Source organism: Mycobacterium sp. NGS35 (assembly GCF_059812855.1).
The window spans coordinates 131,677-149,137 of record NZ_JCALDL010000011.1; the positions used below are offsets into that span (position 1 = coordinate 131,677).

Consider the following 17,461-nt stretch of genomic DNA (forward strand, 5'->3'; position numbering starts at 1 on the left):
CTAGACTCGGCGCGGTGAGCAGCGTTCCGGCGTGTGACGACGTCCTCGACCCCGACGAACCGATGTACGACCTGCCCAGAGTCGCGGAGATGTTGAAAATGGCGGTGACGCGCGTGCACCAGCAACTGCGCGACGGGCACCTGATCGCCGTACGCAGAAACGGCACAGTCATGGTGCCGCAGATCTTCTTCACCGACAGCGGCCAGGTGGTCAAGAGCCTTCCCGGCTTGTTGGCGGTGCTGCGCGACGGCGGCTACAACGACACCGACATCTTGCGCTGGTTGTTCCGGCGCGACGAGTCGCTGACGATCACCCGCGACGGCAGCCGCGAGCAGCTCACGAACGCTCGCCCGGTCGATGCGCTGCACTCTCACCAGGCTCGGGAAGTGACGAGGCGGGCGCAGGCGATGGCGTACTGACCGCGGGCGTCTTGGCCAGCGCTCGCCACGCGATCACGGCGCACGCGGTGGCAATGCCGACATGCAGCCACGAATACATGCCGTGCGAGCCATCGGGCTTGAAGATCACCATGATCCACGTCGAGAACCCGGCGATCGCGGCGATCCATGCACGCGACTGCGTCAGCGCCGACATCACCGCCAGCGGCCAGGTGTAGTACCACGGCAGGGCGGCCGGCACGAACAGCACCACCACGATCATCACGGCCGCGATCCCGGCCAGCGCTTCGCGGTCGTCGTGGCGGAATCGCCACCACAGCAGCGGCAACGCGATGACGATGATCGCGATCCCGACGAGTCGGGTGATCTCGAGCACCGCATAGAACTGCACGCCGACGAACAGGCCGCCGAAGACGTTGATCAGGTTGGCGGCAGCGGTGGGCAGCGTCAGCCAGTTGATGATCTTCACCGAGCCGGCCAACGCCGTCAGCCATCCCAGGCCGACGCCCGCTGTCACCGACAGCACCGCGAAGACTGCCGCGAAGATCACCACCGAACCTGCTGCAGCCGCCAAAAACGCTGACGCCCGGCTCAATTCGCGACGCTCCCGCATCTGCCGCATCCAGACCCACACCAGAAACGGCAACGCCAATCCGGCGGTGGCCTTGACCGCGACGCCGACGGCTACCAGCGCGACACCGGCCACGGGATGCTGCTGCATGGTCAACGCGATGCCGGCCATCATCAGGCCTACCATCAGCATCTCGTTGTGCACGCCGCCCATCAGGTGGATGATCACCAGCGGGTTGAGTACGCAAATCCACAGTGCAGCAGCGCCGCTCGCATTGACATGTCGGGCGACGCGCGGTGCGGCCCAGATCAGCAGCGCGAGGCCAGGCAGCATGCACAGTCGCAGCACCATGGTTCCGGCCACCACGTTGTCGCCGACCAGCATCGTCACAAACCGTGCCACCAAAATGAACGCCGGTCCGTAGGGTGCGGTGGTGGTGGTCCAGATCGGACTGACGTTGTCCAACAAGGCATTCGGGTTCTCGACGGGACCCACCACATAGGGGTCCAACCCGTCGCGCAGCAGCGCCCCCTGCGCCAGATACGAATAGGTGTCGCGGCTGAAAACCGGCACAGACAGCAACAGCGGCGCCAACCAGAACGCCGTCGTCGCCACCATCTGCCGCTCGGTGGCCTGACCCTCGATCACGATGCGGCCCAACCAGATCCACGCGACCAGCATCAGCGCGACGCCGATCCACAATGTCACCGACGACAGCACCAGACCGTGCCCGAACCGCAGCCACGACAGGTGCAGAGTTTCCAGCACGGGATCGTGCAGGCGCGTGCTGCCGGCCCCTAACCCGCCCGCGGTGATCAGCAACGCGCCCAGGCAGCCGAGCAGCGCGGGCCGGCCGTCGCGGGATCTGACGAAATTTGATAACCGGTTCATGCGAGTCAGGCCGACCGGTTGGCGGCCAATCTGGCGAGCTCGAGCAGCCCGGTTTTGGCGGCTTCGGCGATCGGCGCCGCGCTGAGCACGTCGAGAGCGCGCCGGGTCAGCGCGTCGATGCGTGATTCGACGGCCGCCAGCGCGCCCACCGAGCTGATCGCCTCGCACACCGAGCGCACCTGTTCCTCGGACAACTCGGTGCCGATGGACGAGCGCAGCAGCTCTGCGGCTGCCGGATCGGAGGCTTGCGCGCGCTCGACGGCCTCGGCGAGCAACACTGTGCGTTTGCCCGAGCGCAGATCATCGCCTGACGGCTTCCCCGTTACCGCAGGATCGCCGAAGACGCCGAGCACGTCGTCTCGCAGCTGGAACGCGAGGCCCAGGTCGGTGCCGAACTCGTGGAAGGCGGCCAGCACGTCGGGCCGGTCAGCGGCGGCCGCGACGCCCATCTGCAGCGGGCGCGACACTGTGTAGGAGGCGGTCTTGTAGGTGTTCACGGTCATCGACGATGCGATCGAATCCACGCCGCTGGCCTCCGCGACGATGTCGAGGTATTGCCCGCCGAGGACTTCGGTGCGGATGTCGGCCCACACCGCCTGGACGCGCCAACGGGCGTCGGCCGGCAGATCGGCGGTGGCGATGATGTCGTCGGCCCAGACCAGGGCCAGGTCGCCGAGCAGGATCGCGGCCGACACCCCGAATTGATGCGCCGATCCGCGCCAGCCGTTTTCGCGGTGCATGTCCGCGAATTGCCGGTGCACGGTGGGCAAGCCCCTTCGCGTCGCCGACTCGTCGATCACGTCGTCATGCACCAGCGCGCACGCATGCAGCAGTTCCAGCGCCGCGAAAAGCCTCAGCATCTCGGGGTTTTCGGGATTGGGATCGTCGGTGACCGCCCGCCAGCCCCAGTAGGCGAACGCCGGGCGCAGCCGCTTGCCGCCGCGCAACACGAACTCCTCCAGCGCACCGGTGAGCGCCGCGTACTCGTGCCCGATGTACGCGGCGTCGCTGCGTCGCGTGCTCATGTACTCGCGAAGCTGACCGGTGACCGCGGCGGCCAGCTGTAGAGCCGACGGTGCGGCGGTGTCGACGCTCATCGGCCTCAGGGTACGGTGCTCAGTGCTCGCGCGGTTCGGCGAATCGAGGGGATTGGTCCCGGTTGACCCAGGCCAACGCGCCGATCACGGCGGCCGCCAACAGCGCCGCCAGGCCCATCCAGATCGCCGCTCCGGTGAACGAGCGCGCGCTGGGGTCGGTGTAACGGGCCTGCGCCGTCATGGTCGACACCACGCCCGGCTTGAGTTTCCACTCGACGACCTGGGCATCCACCTGGTCGCCGTTGGTGGAGGTGACGTCGCCGGGAAACGCCATGGACAACGACACGTCGGCGCTGGGATCGGTCAGCGACGTCAGATCCGCTCGGCCCTCCAGGATCACCGAGTCACCCGCGCGGCGAAGCGAGATGTCCACGCCGGCGGCGTCGTGGTTCATGCTCGCGAGCTGGGGGAGTTCGGCGAAGGTCAGGTCGGAGAACACCGCCTGGGAGCCGACGTAGCCGTCCCGGGAGTACTCGGAGATCGACACCTTGTCGGCGAACGGCAGGCTGCCGCCGTTGAACTGCGGCCCCTTGTCGTCGTTGTTGCGCGGCTTGGACGCGGCGGTGATGGTGCCCGACACCCTGTCGTCGGGCGAGATCGTCATCGAGGCACGGATCCGCACGCAGCCGGTGGCCAGCGGCAAAAGGACCAGAAGGACAAGAAGCATCGTCGTGAGACGACGCGAGGAGCGGACCTGACCACGCAGCACGCGGTCATCCTAGAGGGGCAGCTTGCGTCCGAGGATCGCGAACGCGCGCGGATCGCCGGCGAAATGATGGCCGCGAACGATGTCGGTGAAGCCGAGCCGACGGTACAGCCGCCACGCACGATTGGCCTCGCCGCGGATCTCAGGCGTCGACAACAGCACCCATTCTTCGTCGCGCCCGGCCAGCAGCCGTCGCACCAGCGCCTCGCCGAGCCCGCGGCCCTGCGCCCTGGGGTGGATGTGCAGCTCGGTGAGCTCGAAGTAGCTGTTCATCAGCGAGCCGATCTCTGCCTGCGACAGTCCAGATCGCCGCATGCCGGCTACCACCTGCTGCTGCCACCACTGGTCGGGGGCGCCGCAGTAGCCGTATGCGACGCCGACCATCGGCGCTGACACCAGCGCCTCGACGGCCGGCGGGTCGGCGTGGCCGTCGACGTCCACCGCCGCCACCGCCCGCCAGCCTCGCCGGCGGCTGTGCTCCATCCACATCGAGGCGCGGTGGTCCTCGGTGCCGCGGGGGTAGCGCATCGCGTCGACGTAGATGGCCAGCGCGTCACCGAGCCGGCGTTGCATGTCGCGCGGCGACAGGTCGATGAGAAATGTCGCCACGTGGCTCCTCCATACAGCGCGCGCGTTCGTCAAGGCTCATTATCGTGCGCCCTTGGCTGCCTATAGAATCGGCCGATCAAGTAGGTGGTACGGCGCCCAGCTGCCTCGTATCATGGCTGTCAGTTACCCGGTTATACGGGTGTGCAATTGGGGATCGCAGCGGCGGCAAGGAGGGACGGATGCCACTCTCCGATCATGAGCAGCGCATGCTCGACGAGATCGAGAGCGCGCTGTATGCCGAGGATCCCAAGTTCGCGTCGAGCGTTCGCGGCGGCACGTTCCGCGCGCCGTCCACACGTCGGCGGATACAGGGTGCGGCGCTTTTCGTGGTCGGGTTGGCCATGCTGGTGTCCGGCGTGGCGTTCAAGGCGACGATGATCGGTACCTTCCCCATCCTCTCGGTGCTCGGCTTTCTGGTGATGTTCGGCGGCGTGGTGTTCGCGATCACCGGGCCGCGGCTGCCCCGGGTGGCCGAACGGCCCACCGCCGGCGGACGGCCGCGGCGGGCGAAGGGTGCGGGCGGCTCGTTCACCAGCCGGATGGAAGACCGGTTCCGCCGCCGCTTTCCTGACTGACCTTCTCTGACCTCCCTTCAGCGGGGTGACCCACCACGGGTCACCCCGCTTTTGTGTGCACGGAACCCGGCCGTGGGGAGCTGTGGAGGAGACACACGCCTAATTGCTACGATGGGGGGCGATGTGGGGGATTGTGGGGTAAAGTGGCGGACATCGGAGCCCGGGTGGTTCCGACGGCGTGGCAGGAGGGCGCGGAGTGTTCCTCGGCACCTACACGCCCAAGCTCGACGACAAAGGGCGGCTGACGCTGCCGGCGAAGTTTCGGGACGCACTGGCGGGAGGGTTGATGGTCACCAAGAGCCAAGACCACAGCCTTGCGGTGTATCCGCGGGAGGCATTCGAGCAGATGGCACGCCGCGCGGCGAACGCCTCGCGCAGCGACCCGGAAGCGCGAGCGTTTCTGCGTTACCTGGCAGCCGGCACCGACGAGCAACACCCCGACGCCCAGGGCCGGATCACGCTGTCGGCCGACCACCGCCGCTACGCGAACCTGACCAAGGACTGCGTCGTCACGGGATCGGTCGACTACCTCGAGATCTGGGACGCCCAGGCCTGGCAGGAGTACCAGCAGGCTCACGAAGACGACTTCTCCGCGGCCACCCATGAAACTCTGCGCGACATCATCTGACCCGGAGGTCGAGCCACATGCCCGTGCATCGTGGTCTCTGCCCGATCCGACCCTGGCGTACTTCCCCGACGTCAGGTTCGTGCTATCGGACAGGGACCAGGGTGCAAGGGGCCGCGTCATGACCGGCCATGTGCCCGTGCTGCTCGACCGCTGTGTCGAGCTGCTGCGACCGGCCCTCACCCGGCGCAGCGCCGACGGGTCGGGCGCGGTGCTGGTGGACGCCACGCTGGGCGCCGGTGGGCACACCGAAAGATTCCTCACCGAGTTGACCGGCCTGAGGGTCATCGGGTTGGACCGCGATCCCGACGCGCTGCGGACGGCAGCACAGCGGCTGGTGCGATTCGGCGACCGACTGACGACGGTGCGAGCCCGATACGACCGAATCGGCGAGATTGTCGACGAACCCGTGGCCGGGGTGCTCTTCGACCTCGGGGTGTCGTCGATGCAGCTGGACCGCCCGGAGCGCGGATTTTCCTACGCCGTCGACGCGCCGCTGGACATGCGGATGGACCCGGACTCCGCACTGACCGCGGAGCACATCCTCAACACCTACGACGAGACCGCCCTCGCCGACATTCTCGCCCGCTTCGGCGAGGAGCGGTTCGCTCGCCGGATTGCCGCCCATGTGGTGCGCCGGCGTGCGGTGCAGCCCTTCCGCCGCACCGGCGAGCTGGTCGAGCTGCTGTACCAAGCGATTCCGGCGCCGGCGCGGCGCACCGGCGGCCATCCGGCCAAGCGCACCTTCCAAGCGCTGCGGATCGCGGTGAACGGCGAGCTGGACTCGCTGCGCGCAGCGCTGCCGGCGGCGTTGGACGCGCTGGCGCCCGGCGGGCGAATCGTCGTGATGGCCTACCAGTCCCTGGAAGACCGGATCGTCAAGAGCGTCTTCACCGAAGCGACGTCGTCGCGCACGCCACAGGACCTGCCGGTCGAATTGCCCGGGCATCAACCGCAATTCGTGTCGCTGACCCGCGGTGCCGAGAAGGCCGGCGCCGATGAAGTGGACCGCAATCCGCGCAGTGCTTCCGTGCGGCTGCGCGCACTGGAGAAGGTGCGGGCGCGATGAGCGCACAACCGGTTGTCAGGGAAGGTGATTCATGACCAGCAGGCGCGATACACCGGTCGTGGATCGTCCGGCCCGGGCTCGGCGCCCCGTGCGCTCCGGTCCACGCACGACGCCGATCCGGCGCCCGGCACCCGCCACCAGCTCCAGTCAGGCCAAGGCGCGGGCGAAGGCGCGTAAAGCCAAGGCGCCAAAGCCGATTCGCGAACCACTACGCGAACGGCTGATCGCTCGGCTGTCGTCAATCGACCTGCGGCCGCAGACACTGGTGGCCAAGGTGCCGTTCGTGGTGTTGGTGATCGGATCCTTGGGCATCGGACTGGCGCTGACGCTGTGGCTGTCCACCGATGCTGCCGAGCGCTCCTACGAACTCAGCAGTGCCCGTGAGCGCAACCGGGTGCTGACCCAGCAGAAGGAATCGCTCGAGCGGGAGGTGCTCGAAGCGCAGGCCGCCCCCGCGCTGGCTGAGGCGGCACGCAACCTCGGCATGATCCCGTCGCGTGACACCGCGCACCTGGTGCAGGATCCGGCGGGCAACTGGGTGGTGGTCGGCGAGCCGAAACCGGCCGAAGGCACCCCACCGCCGCCGCTGAACACCAAGCTGCCCGATCCGACGCCGGCGCCACCGCCAGTGCCGGTCAACCGCACAGAGGTGCCGGTCATGGTGCCTCGGCCCGGTGCGGTACCCGGCGCCAGTCCTGCCGGTCCCGAAGTGGTGGTGCGCCCGCCCGTGATGCCCACGCCCACCGGCCCGCTGCCCGGCCCCGGCGCGGTGCCGAATGTCGCCGGCCCGCCGGCTCCGGCCGCTCCGCTTGACGCGCCGCAGCCGGCAAATGCGCCGAATCCGCAAGCCGTGCCGGAACAATCCAACAGCGTGGCATCTCCGACCGCCGTTCCGCCGACGTGAGGCACGGCGGCCAACGTTCGGCCCCTCGGCGCGGCGGCACCCCGCGCTCGGCCCGGGACCGGCGGATCCGCCCGATCGTCAAGGCCACCACCAAGGGTGCGTCGTTCGTCGCGCGGCACCGCGCGGGTAACACCGTCATCCTCGTGCTGCTGCTGATCGCCGCGGCGCAGTTGTTCTACCTCCAGGTCCCTGGTGCGGCGAAGTTGCGGGCGGAGGCTGCGGGCCAGCTGAAGGTCACCGACGTCGAGAAGGCGGTGCGGGGCAGCATCGTCGACCGCCACGGCAACAAACTGGCCTTCACCACCCAGGCGCGGGCGCTGACGTTTCAGCCGCAGAAGATCCGCAAACAGCTCACCGAGGCCAAGCAGAAGAATCCCGCCGCACCCGACCCTGCTCAGCGGCTGCGTGAGATCGCCGACGGCGTGGCGCAGCGGCTGGGCAACCGGCCCGACGCCGCGACGGCGCTGAAAAAGCTGCAGAGCAACGAGACGTTCGTCTATCTGGCCCGCGCGGTCGATCCCGCGGTCGCCAGCGCGATCATCACGAAGTTCCCCGAGGTCGGCGCCGAACGCCAGGACATCCGTCAGTACCCGGGCGGCTCGCTGGCGGCCAACATCGTCGGCGGCATCGACTGGGACGGCCACGGGCTGCTCGGCCTGGAAGACGCGATGGACGGTGTGCTGGCCGGCACCGACGGCTCGGTCACCTATGACCGCGGCTCCGACGGCGTGGTGATCCCCGGCAGCTACCGCAATCGGCACGCCGCCGTCAACGGCTCCGAAGTGGAGCTCACCCTGGACAACGACATCCAGTTCTACGTCCAGCAGCAGGTGGAGCTGGCCAAGGGGCTGTCCGGCGCGCACAACGTCGCGGCGGTGGTGCTGGACGCCAAGACCGGCGAAGTACTGGCCATGGCCAACGACAACACCTTCGACCCGAGCCAGGACATCGGCCGGCAGGAAGACAAACAGCTGGGCAACCTGGCGGTGTCGTCGCCGTTCGAGCCCGGGTCGGTGAACAAGATCGTCACCGCGTCGTCGGTGATCGAGTTCGGGCTGTCGAACCCCGACGAGGTGCTGTCGGTGCCCGGGTCGATCAGCATGGGCGGCGTCACGGTGCACGACGCGTGGGAACACGGCACCATGCCCTACACCACCACCGGTGTCTTCGGGAAGTCGTCGAACGTCGGCACGCTGATGCTGGCCCAGCGCGTCGGCCCTGAGCGCTTTGCCGACATGTTGACGAAGTTCGGGCTGGGCCAGCGCACCGGCGTCGGGTTGCCGGGTGAAAGCGCCGGCATCGTGCCGCCGATCGACCAATGGTCGGGCTCTACCTTCTCGAATCTGCCCATCGGGCAGGGCCTTTCGATGACCCTGCTGCAGATGACCGCGATGTACCAGGCGATCGCCAACGACGGTGTGCGGATACCGCCGCGCATCGTGCGGGCGACCGTCGCGCCCGACGGCAAGCGGACCGAAGAACCGCGGCCCGACGGTATCCGGGTGGTGTCGCCGCAGACCGCCCAAACCGTGCGCAACATGCTGCGCGCGGTGGTGCAACACGACCCCACCGGCGTACAGCAGGGCACGGGACCGCAGGCCGCGGTCGAGGGCTACCAGATCAGCGGCAAGACCGGCACCGCCCAGCAGATCAATCCCGCCTGCGGCTGCTATTTCGACGACGTGTACTGGACGACGTTCGCCGGCATCGCCACCACCGACAACCCGCGCTACGTCGTCGGCATCATGATGGACAACCCCAAGAGGGCCGCCGACGGCAAGCCCGGCTCGTCGTCGGCGCCGCTGTTCCACAACATCGCCAGCTGGCTGCTGCAACGTGAGAACATCCCGCTGTCTGCCGACCCTGGGCCGCCGCTGACGTTGCAGGCCTGACACCGCACCTGGGTACGGTTTGACGGTGTCCGTCCAGCTGCGTGAAGTCGCCGCCCGCGTCGGCGCCGACGCCCCGCCCGGCGCGGACGTCGCCGTCACCGGTGTCACCCTGCGCGCGCAAGACGCACACCCCGGCGACCTGTTCGCCGCGCTGCCCGGCTCGAACGTGCACGGCGCCTCGTTCGCCGACGACGCCGTGGCGGCCGGCGCCGTTGCGGTGCTCACCGACCCGGTGGGCGCGGCGATGCTGGCGGTCGACGTGCCGGTGCTCGTGCACCCGGATCCCCGCTCCGTGCTCGGCGCCGCCGCGTCGCTGGTGTACGGCGACCCGTCGGCCAAACTGACCGTCATCGGCGTGACGGGCACGTCCGGAAAGACCACCACCACCTACCTCGTCGAGGCTGGGCTGCGGTCGGCCGCCCGGCGTGCCGGGCTTGTCGGGACCGTTGGCATCCGCGTCGACGGCGTGGACCAGCCGAGTGCGCTGACCACGCCCGAGGCGCCGGCGTTGCAAGCGCTGCTCGCGCAGATGGCAGACCGCGGCGTGGAGGTGGTGGTGACGGAGGTGTCCAGCCATGCGCTGGCGCTCGGCCGCGTGGACGGTGTGCGATTCGCGGTGGCGGGCTTCACCAACCTGTCCCGCGATCACCTGGACTTCCACCCGTCGATGCAGGCCTACTTCGAGGCCAAGGCGCGGCTGTTCGCCGCCGACTCGCCGCTGCGGGCAGCCGTCTCGGTGGTGTGTGTCGACGACGACGCCGGCCGCCAGATGGCGGCTCGTGCGGTGCAGCCGGTCACAGTCAGCGTCGACGGCACCGCCGACTGGTACGCGACCGACATCCGCGCCCGGCCCGACGGCGGCCAGCAGTTCGTGGCCGTCGACCCCGAGGGCCACCGGCACCCGATCGCGATAGCCCTGCCCGGCCGATACAACGTCACGAACGCCCTTTTGGCCCTTGCCCTTTTGCATGCAGTGGGTGTGGCGCCCGCGCAGGCGGCCCCGGGGCTGGCCGCCGCGCGGGTGCCCGGGCGCCTGGAGCCGGTCGACCGCGGGCAGGACTTCCTGGCGCTGGTCGACTACGCGCACAAGCCGGGCGCGCTGCAGGCTGTCTTGGAGAACCTGCGCCGGCACAGCAGCGGCCGGCTGGCGGTGGTGTTCGGTGCTGGCGGCGACCGCGACCCCGGCAAGCGAAAAGCCATGGGCCGCATCGCCGCTGAGCTGGCCGATCTGGTCGTCGTCACCGACGACAATCCCCGCAGCGAAGACCCTGCCGCCATCCGCGCGGCAATCCTGAGCGGCGCCGAGAAAGCCGGCCGGGCGGCGGAAGTGGTCGAAATCGGCGACCGGCGTGCCGCGATCGCGCACGCGGTGAGGTGGGCACGCCGCGGCGACGTCGTGCTGGTCGCCGGCAAGGGGCACGAGACGGGTCAGACCGTGAAAGGCGTCACCCGCCCGTTCGACGACCGCGAGGAGCTTGCCGCGGCGCTGAGCGCGATAACCTCCACGGCGTGATCGAGTTGACCGTCGCTCAGGTCGCCGAGATCGTCGGCGGCCAGCTGGCTGATGTCTCGCCCGCGGACGCCGCACAGCTGCGCATCACCGGCACGGTCGAGTTCGACTCCCGCAAGGTCACCCCCGGCGGCTTGTTTCTTGCGCTGCCCGGCGCGCGGTCCGACGGACACGATCACGCTGCCGCCGCCGTGCAAGCGGGCGCTGTGGCGGTACTGGCCGCGCGGCCGGTCGGTGTGCCGGCGATCGTCGTGCAACCGATCAAGAGGGAGTCGGGCGCGAGTGTGCTCGAACACGACACCGACGGTTCCGGCGCCGCGGTGCTGGCCGCGCTGGCCAGGCTCGCCGCGTTCGTCGCTGCGGAGCTGGTGGCCGGTGGACTGACGATCGTCGGCATCACCGGTTCGTCGGGCAAGACCTCGACCAAGGACCTGATTGCCGCATTGTTGGCGCCGCTAGGGCAGGTGGTCGCACCGCCAGGGTCGTTCAACAACGAGCTCGGCCACCCCTGGACCGTGTTGCGCGCCACGCCCGACACCGACTTCCTGGTGCTGGAGATGTCCGCGCGCCGGCCTGGCAACATCGCCGAGCTGGCCGCCATCGCGCGGCCGTCGGTGGCGACCGTCCTCAACGTCGGCACCGCCCACCTCGGTGAGTTCGGCTCGCGGGAGGCCATCGCTGCAACGAAATCCGAACTGCCGCAAGCAGTTCCGCCGTCAGGCGTGGTGGTTCTCAACGTCGACGACCCCTCAGTCGCCGCAATGGCCGAGGTGACGGCCGCCCGCGTGGTGAGAGTGAGCCGCACCGGACCGGCTGACGTGTGGGCCGACCAAATCACGCTCGACGAGCTGGCCCGGCCCAGCTTCACACTGCACGCCGCCGGCACCGACGTGCCCGTGCGGCTGGCCGTGCACGGCGAACACCAGGTCACCAATGCGCTGTGCGCGGCGGCGGTGGCGCTGGAGTGCGGCGCCACGGCCGAACAGGTGGCGAACACGCTCGCCACCGCGGGCCCGGTGTCGGGACACCGGATGGAGGTGAGTACGCGCGCCGACGGCGTCACCGTGATCAACGACGCCTACAACGCCAACCCGGACTCGATGCGGGCCGGGCTGCAGGCACTGTCCTGGATGGCGAACCGGCCGAGCGGTCGGCGCCGCAGCTGGGCCGTGCTGGGCGAGATGGGCGAACTCGGCGACGACGCGGTTTTTGAGCACGATCGCATCGGGCGACTGGCCGTGCGATTAGATGTCTCTCGACTCGTCGTCGTCGGAACCGGGAGGTCGATGCGCGCCATGCATCAGGCAGCGGTCATGGAGGGTTCCTCGGGCGGCCCCCAGACGACTTCGGTGACCATGGTCGACGACGCCGACGCTGCGCTTGCACTGCTGCGCGCAGAACTGGCTCCCGGTGACGTCGTGCTGGTGAAAGCCTCGAACGTGGCCGGGCTGGGCGCGCTGGCCCGGGCGCTGGCGGACAGCACGGCATGAGGCAGATCCTCATTGCCGTCGGCATTGCGCTGACGGTGTCGATCCTGCTCACCCCGCTGCTGATCAACCTCTTCACGCGGCAAGGGTTCGGCCACGAGATTCGGTCCGACGGTCCGCCCACGCACAAGCACAAGCGCGGCACGCCGTCGATGGGCGGCGTCGCGATTGTCGCCGGCATCTGGGCCGGTTACCTCGGCACTCACCTGGTCGGCCTCGCGCTGGACGGCCGCGGACCGTCGGCGTCCGGGCTGCTTGTGCTGGGGCTGGCGACCGCGCTGGGCGCGGTCGGGTTCGTCGACGACCTGATCAAGGTCCGCAAGGCCCGCAACCTCGGGCTGAACAAGACCGCCAAGGCTGTCGGGCAGATCGTCGCAGCGATCCTGTTCGGCATATTGGTGCTGCAGTTCCGCAACGGCGACGGGCTCACCCCGGCGGGTGCGCAGCTTTCGTATGTGCGTGAGGTCGCCACGGTGACGTTGCCGCCGGCGCTGTTCGTGCTGTTCTGTGTGGTGCTGGTGAGCGCCTGGAGCAACGCGGTGAACTTCACCGACGGACTCGACGGGCTGGCCGCCGGGTGCATGGCGATGGTGACCGCCGCCTACGTGATCATCACGTTCTGGCAGTTCCGCAACGCCTGCTCGACGCACCCCGGGCTGGGCTGCTACAACGTGCGCGATCCGCTGGACCTGGCGCTGGTCGCCGCGGCGACGGCCGGCGCGTGCATCGGTTTTTTGTGGTGGAACGCTGCGCCGGCCAAGATCTTCATGGGCGACACGGGCTCGCTGGCGTTGGGCGGCATCATCGCCGGGCTGTCGGTGAGCAGCCGCACCGAGCTGCTCGCGGTGGTGCTGGGTGCGCTGTTCGTCGCGGAGATCACCTCGGTGGTGCTACAGATCCTGGCGTTTCGCACTACCGGCCGCCGGGTGTTCCGGATGGCGCCGTTTCATCACCACTTCGAGCTGGTGGGGTGGGCCGAGACCACGGTGATCATCCGGTTCTGGCTGCTGACCGCGATCGCGTGCGGGCTGGGCGTGGCTCTGTTCTACGGCGAATGGCTTGCCGCGATAGGTGACTGAGATGGCCGACGTCCTCGAACCTGGCACGCGGGTGCTGGTTACCGGCGCAGGGATCACCGGGCGGGCGGTGAGCGCCGCGCTGACACCGATGGGTGTACGGCTCTACATCTGTGACGACGACCCCAAGGCGCTGCAGCGGCTGTCCGAACCGGCGATCGTGGTGGGGACCAGCGAGGCCGCCGAGCGGATCGCCGACTTCGATCTGGTGGTCACCAGCCCGGGATTTTCCCCGACGACCCCGCTGCTGTCGGCCGCCGCCACCAGCGGCGTGCCGATCTGGGGCGACGTCGAGCTGGCATGGCGGCTCGATGCGTCCGGACGCTTCGGGCCGCCGCGCCGCTGGCTGGTGGTCACCGGCACCAACGGCAAGACCACCACCACGTCGATGCTGCACGGGATGCTGCTGGCGGCCGGGCGCCGCAGCGTGCTGTGCGGAAACATCGGCAGCCCGGTGCTCGACGTCCTGGACCAGCCCGCCGAGTTCTTCACAGTCGAGCTGTCCAGCTTCCAGCTGCACTGGGCGCCGTCGCTGCGGCCTGAGGCCGGCACGGTGCTCAACGTCGCCGAGGACCATCTGGACTGGCACGGTTCGTTCGAGCACTACGCGGCCGCGAAGGCCCGGGCCCTGACCGGCCGGGTGGCGGTCGCCGGCGTCGACGATCCGGTGGCCGCCCGGCTGCTGCAGGACGCCCCGGCCGCGATACGCGTCGGCTTCCGGCTGGGGGAGCCGGCACCGGGCGAGCTCGGGGTTCGCGACGGGACGCTCACGGACCGTGCTTTCGCGATGGACCTGCCGCTGGTCGCCGAGTCGGTGATTCCCGTGCCGGGGCCGGTCGGTGTGCTCGACGCCCTGGGCGCCGCAGCGCTGGCTCGCGCGGTCGACGTGCCCGCCGACGCGATCGCTGCGGGCTTGGCGTCGTTTCGGGTGGCCCCGCACCGCGCTCAAGTGGTCGCGGTCGTCGACGGCGTCACGTTCGTCGACGACTCCAAGGCCACCAACCCGCACGCGGCCCAGGCGTCGATCACGGCCTATCCGCGGGTGGTGTGGGTCGCGGGCGGCCTGCTCAAGGGCGCTTCGGTGGACGACATGGTGCGCGAAGTGGCGAATCGGCTGGTCGGCGCGGTGTTGCTGGGCCGGGATCGGGCCGTAGTTGCCAACGCGTTATCGCGACACGCCCCGGATGTCCCCGTCGTCGAGGTCACCACGGGAGACGATGCTGTGGTGCAAGAGGCCAGTGAGTCTGTTGGGGAAAGAGTGATGGCCGAGGCCGTTGCAGCGGCCCGCCGCCTGGCCCGGCCCGGTGACACGGTGTTGCTGGCCCCGGCCGGGGCGTCGTTCGACCAGTTCACCGGCTATGCCCACCGCGGCGACGCCTTCGCTGCCGCGGTCCGCGGCGCGACCCGGTAGTGGCGATGCGCGACACGCTGGCCCGACTTCGTAGTCGGGGAAACGGGGTCGGTGCGTGGCTGGGCCGGCCGATGACCTCGTTTCACCTCGTCATCGCCGTCGTCGCGCTGCTCACGTCGCTGGGGCTGATCATGGTGCTGTCAGCGTCGGGGGTGCGGTCCTACGACGACGACGGCTCGCCGTGGGTGATCTTCGGCCGCCAGGTGCTCTGGACGGTGATCGGGCTCGTCGGGTTCTACATCGCGCTGCGGGTTCCGGTTCGGGTGATGCGGCGCACCGCGTCGTTCTCTTTCGCGTTCACCATCCTTCTGCTGGTGCTCGTGCTGGTGCCCGGAATCGGGCACTACTCCAACGGATCTCGCGGCTGGTTCGTCATCGCCGGGTTGTCCATGCAGCCCTCGGAGCTGGCCAAGATCGCGTTCGCGATCTGGGGCGCACACCTGCTGGCCGGCCGCCGTATGGAGCGGGCGTCGCTGCGCGAGATGCTGATTCCGCTGGTGCCCGCCGCGGTGATCGCACTCGGCCTGATCGTCGCGCAGCCCGACCTCGGGCAGACGGTGTCGCTGGCGATCATCCTTCTGGGCTTGTTGTGGTACGGCGGCCTGCCGCTGCGGGTGTTCCTGAGCTCACTGTTCGCAGCGATCAGCGCCGGCGCCATCCTCGCGGTCTCCGAGGGGTACCGCTCCGACCGCGTGCGGTCGTGGCTGAACCCTGGCGCCGACCCGCAGGACTCCGGCTACCAGGCCCGTCAGGCCAAGTATGCGTTGGCCAACGGTGGCGTATTCGGCGACGGGCTGGGCCAGGGCACCGCGAAGTGGAACTACCTGCCCAACGCCCACAACGACTTCATCTTCGCGATCATCGGCGAAGAGCTCGGGTTCGTCGGCGCGTTCGGGTTGCTGTGTCTGTTCGGGCTGTTCGCCTACACCGGGATGCGGGTGGCGCGCCGCTCGGCCGACCCGTTCCTGCGGCTGTTGTCGGCGACCGTGACCATGTGGGTTTTGGGCCAGGCCTTCATCAATGTGGGCTACGTGATCGGGCTGTTGCCGGTCACCGGTTTGCAGCTGCCCCTGATCTCCGCCGGTGGAACATCAACGGCCACAACGCTTTTCATCATGGGCATGATCGCCAACGCGGCCCGGCACGAACCGGAGGCGGTGGCGGCGCTGCGGGCCGGCCGCGACGACAAGATGAATCGGCTGCTGCGGCTGGCCCTGCCCGAGCCGTACGTGCCCAGCCGCACCGAGGCGCTGCGCGACCGGCTGCGGTCGCGGCCCTCCGCCGAAACGCCGAAGAAGTCGAAGAAGCCCACGAAGCCCAACAAGCCCGCGAAGCCCACGACGCCGACGAAGGTCGCGGCAAGTGGGTCGCGACGGTCAGGGCATCATAGAGTCGGCCAGCGTCACAACGGCCGGCGCCGCACCAGCCGAGGTGAAGGTGCGCGCAGCAGAACTTCAGGAGAGGCAGCCATGACCGGTAGCGCGAAGAACATCGGTGCCCGCCGCTGGTGAACGGCAATAAGGCGGTCTCCGTCGTGCTCGCCGGCGGCGGTACCGCTGGCCATGTCGAGCCCGCCATGGCCGTCGCCGACGCACTGAAGGCCCTGGACCCGAATGTCCGCATCACCGCACTCGGTACCGCGCGGGGGCTGGAAACCCGCCTGGTGCCTGAGCGGGGGTATCGGCTCGAGCTGATCACGCCGGTGCCGCTGCCCCGGAAAGCCAGCCGCGACCTCGCGCACCTTCCGCTGCGGATCCGGCAGGCGGTGCGTGAGGCAGGCGCCATCCTCGACGCGGTGGGCGCCGACGTGATCGTCGGCTTCGGCGGGTACGTGGCGTTGCCGGCCTACCTTGCCGCGCGCCGGCGCCGCGTGCCGGTGGTGATCCACGAGGCCAATGCCCGTGCGGGCCTGGCCAACCGCGTCGGCGCACGACATGCGCAACGCGTGCTGGCGGCGGTGCCCGACGCGGGCCTGCGCGGCGCCGAGGTGGTGGGCGTGCCGCTGCGCCCGTCGATCACGGGGCTGGACCGCATGGCCGTGCGCGCGCAGGCGCGGGCGTTCTTCGGGTTCGACGACGACGCGCTGGTGCTGCTGGTTTTCGGCGGCTCGCAGGGTGCGGCGTCCATCAACCGGGCTGTGGCGGGTGCCGCGAAACACCTTGCTGCCGAAGGCATTTCGGTGCTGCATGCGCACGGCCCCAAGAATCGCCTGGACTTGCCGGAGCCCGCACCGGGCGATCCGCCTTACCTCGCGGTGCCCTACCTGGATCGCATGGACCTGGCGTACGCGGCCGCCGACCTGGCGATCTGTCGGTCCGGAGCGATGACCGTGGCCGAGGTATCGGCGGTGGGGCTGCCGGCCGTGTACGTGCCGCTGCCGATCGGCAACGGCGAACAACGCCTCAACGCGCTGCCAGTGGTCAACGCCGGAGGGGGCCTGCTGGTCGACGACAAAGACCTGACGCCGGACTTCGTCGCACAGACCGTCACCGAGCTGCTCACCGATGGGCCCCGCCTCGCCGCGATGACGGCCGCGGCGGCGCTTGTTGGCCATCGCGACGCCGCCGAGCGGGTGGCGCGGGTGGCGCTAGACCTCGCGCGCGACGCCCGCCCGCCGAAAAAAGCGGGGCGACGGTGACC

Annotated in this window: 16 protein-coding genes; 12 read left to right on the forward strand and 4 right to left on the reverse strand. The window is 69.5% G+C overall.

Annotated elements, in window-relative coordinates:
• The first annotated feature begins 14 nt into the window (after positions 1 to 14).
• Complete coding sequence (locus AC5Y4C_RS17500) at positions 15 to 419, forward strand: Rv2175c family DNA-binding protein (protein WP_499911653.1); 405 nt, start codon at positions 15 to 17, stop codon at positions 417 to 419.
• On the opposite strand, the gene AC5Y4C_RS17505 is transcribed toward AC5Y4C_RS17500, so the two are convergent.
• From AC5Y4C_RS17505 to AC5Y4C_RS17520, 4 genes are read right to left on the reverse strand one after another with little or no spacing between them, the layout of a single operon-like run.
• Positions 337 to 1,860, reverse strand: coding sequence for an alpha-(1->6)-mannopyranosyltransferase A (locus AC5Y4C_RS17505; RefSeq protein ID WP_499963951.1), 1,524 nt, complete (start codon positions 1,858 to 1,860; stop codon positions 337 to 339). The genes AC5Y4C_RS17500 and AC5Y4C_RS17505 overlap by 83 nt on opposite strands.
• Before the next feature lie 5 nt (positions 1,861 to 1,865).
• Positions 1,866 to 2,957, reverse strand: coding sequence for a bifunctional (2E,6E)-farnesyl/geranyl diphosphate synthase (gene idsA2, locus AC5Y4C_RS17510; protein ID WP_499963953.1), 1,092 nt, complete (start codon positions 2,955 to 2,957; stop codon positions 1,866 to 1,868).
• A gap of 19 nt (positions 2,958 to 2,976) precedes the next feature.
• Positions 2,977 to 3,624, reverse strand: coding sequence for an LppM family (lipo)protein (locus tag AC5Y4C_RS17515; protein ID WP_499911725.1), 648 nt, complete (start codon positions 3,622 to 3,624; stop codon positions 2,977 to 2,979).
• 51 nt (positions 3,625 to 3,675) lie between these two features.
• Positions 3,676 to 4,272, reverse strand: a complete 597-nt coding sequence (locus AC5Y4C_RS17520) for a GNAT family N-acetyltransferase (protein WP_499911656.1) — start codon at positions 4,270 to 4,272, stop codon at positions 3,676 to 3,678.
• A 179-nt stretch (positions 4,273 to 4,451) separates the two neighbouring features.
• Here AC5Y4C_RS17520 and AC5Y4C_RS17525 point away from each other — a divergent pair, with 179 nt between their 5' ends.
• From AC5Y4C_RS17525 to murG, 11 genes are all read left to right on the forward strand, one after another.
• Positions 4,452 to 4,847: an SCO2097 family morphological protein gene (locus AC5Y4C_RS17525; protein WP_499911657.1), complete on the forward strand. Its 396-nt coding sequence runs from the start codon at positions 4,452 to 4,454 to the stop codon at positions 4,845 to 4,847.
• Between the two features lie 196 nt (positions 4,848 to 5,043).
• Complete coding sequence (gene mraZ / locus AC5Y4C_RS17530; protein WP_499911727.1) at positions 5,044 to 5,475, forward strand: division/cell wall cluster transcriptional repressor MraZ; 432 nt, start codon at positions 5,044 to 5,046, stop codon at positions 5,473 to 5,475.
• The gene (gene rsmH / locus AC5Y4C_RS17535) at positions 5,450 to 6,541 is read left to right on the forward strand and encodes a 16S rRNA (cytosine(1402)-N(4))-methyltransferase RsmH (protein ID WP_499950174.1); all 1,092 of its coding nucleotides are present in this window, start codon (positions 5,450 to 5,452) and stop codon (positions 6,539 to 6,541) included. The genes mraZ and rsmH overlap by 26 nt, the downstream gene beginning before the upstream one ends.
• A gap of 31 nt (positions 6,542 to 6,572) precedes the next feature.
• Entirely contained in the window at positions 6,573 to 7,445 is an 873-nt protein-coding gene (gene ftsL, locus AC5Y4C_RS17540) for a cell division protein FtsL (protein WP_499950176.1), read from the forward strand.
• A complete protein-coding gene (locus tag AC5Y4C_RS17545; RefSeq protein ID WP_499963954.1) occupies positions 7,442 to 9,337 on the forward strand; it encodes a peptidoglycan D,D-transpeptidase FtsI family protein in 1,896 nt (631 codons plus the stop codon). Before ftsL ends, AC5Y4C_RS17545 begins: the two co-directional genes overlap by 4 nt.
• Positions 9,338 to 9,362: 25 nt before the next feature.
• Positions 9,363 to 10,850, forward strand: coding sequence for a UDP-N-acetylmuramoyl-L-alanyl-D-glutamate--2,6-diaminopimelate ligase (locus AC5Y4C_RS17550; RefSeq protein ID WP_499963956.1), 1,488 nt, complete (start codon positions 9,363 to 9,365; stop codon positions 10,848 to 10,850).
• The gene (locus tag AC5Y4C_RS17555; RefSeq protein WP_499950180.1) at positions 10,847 to 12,337 is read left to right on the forward strand and encodes a UDP-N-acetylmuramoyl-tripeptide--D-alanyl-D-alanine ligase; all 1,491 of its coding nucleotides are present in this window, start codon (positions 10,847 to 10,849) and stop codon (positions 12,335 to 12,337) included. The genes AC5Y4C_RS17550 and AC5Y4C_RS17555 overlap by 4 nt, the downstream gene beginning before the upstream one ends.
• Positions 12,334 to 13,413, forward strand: a complete 1,080-nt coding sequence (mraY, locus tag AC5Y4C_RS17560) for a phospho-N-acetylmuramoyl-pentapeptide-transferase (RefSeq protein WP_499911663.1) — start codon at positions 12,334 to 12,336, stop codon at positions 13,411 to 13,413. Before AC5Y4C_RS17555 ends, mraY begins: the two co-directional genes overlap by 4 nt.
• 1 nt (position 13,414) lies before the next feature.
• Positions 13,415 to 14,821, forward strand: a complete 1,407-nt coding sequence (murD, locus tag AC5Y4C_RS17565; RefSeq protein ID WP_499911664.1) for a UDP-N-acetylmuramoyl-L-alanine--D-glutamate ligase — start codon at positions 13,415 to 13,417, stop codon at positions 14,819 to 14,821.
• A 5-nt stretch (positions 14,822 to 14,826) separates the two neighbouring features.
• Entirely contained in the window at positions 14,827 to 16,332 is a 1,506-nt protein-coding gene (gene ftsW, locus AC5Y4C_RS17570; RefSeq protein ID WP_499963958.1) for a putative lipid II flippase FtsW, read from the forward strand.
• On the forward strand, positions 16,326 to 17,459 hold the full coding sequence (gene murG, locus AC5Y4C_RS17575; RefSeq protein ID WP_499914727.1) for an undecaprenyldiphospho-muramoylpentapeptide beta-N-acetylglucosaminyltransferase: 1,134 nt from the start codon (positions 16,326 to 16,328) through the stop codon (positions 17,457 to 17,459). The genes ftsW and murG overlap by 7 nt, the downstream gene beginning before the upstream one ends.
• Positions 17,460 to 17,461 lie beyond the last annotated feature (2 nt).

Coding starts and splice junctions, on each gene's coding strand:
- rsmH (WP_499950174.1), top strand. CDS start 5,450: ATGAAACTCTGCGCGACATCATCTGACCCGGAGGTCGAGCCACATGCC.
- idsA2 (WP_499963953.1), bottom strand. CDS start 2,957: ATGAGCGTCGACACCGCCGCACCGTCGGCTCTACAGCTGGCCGCCGCG.
- mraY (WP_499911663.1), top strand. CDS start 12,334: ATGAGGCAGATCCTCATTGCCGTCGGCATTGCGCTGACGGTGTCGATC.
- ftsL (WP_499950176.1), top strand. CDS start 6,573: ATGACCAGCAGGCGCGATACACCGGTCGTGGATCGTCCGGCCCGGGCT.
- murD (WP_499911664.1), top strand. CDS start 13,415: ATGGCCGACGTCCTCGAACCTGGCACGCGGGTGCTGGTTACCGGCGCA.
- AC5Y4C_RS17515 (WP_499911725.1), bottom strand. CDS start 3,624: ATGCTTCTTGTCCTTCTGGTCCTTTTGCCGCTGGCCACCGGCTGCGTG.
- ftsW (WP_499963958.1), top strand. CDS start 14,827: ATGCGCGACACGCTGGCCCGACTTCGTAGTCGGGGAAACGGGGTCGGT.
- AC5Y4C_RS17505 (WP_499963951.1), bottom strand. CDS start 1,860: ATGAACCGGTTATCAAATTTCGTCAGATCCCGCGACGGCCGGCCCGCG.
- AC5Y4C_RS17525 (WP_499911657.1), top strand. CDS start 4,452: ATGCCACTCTCCGATCATGAGCAGCGCATGCTCGACGAGATCGAGAGC.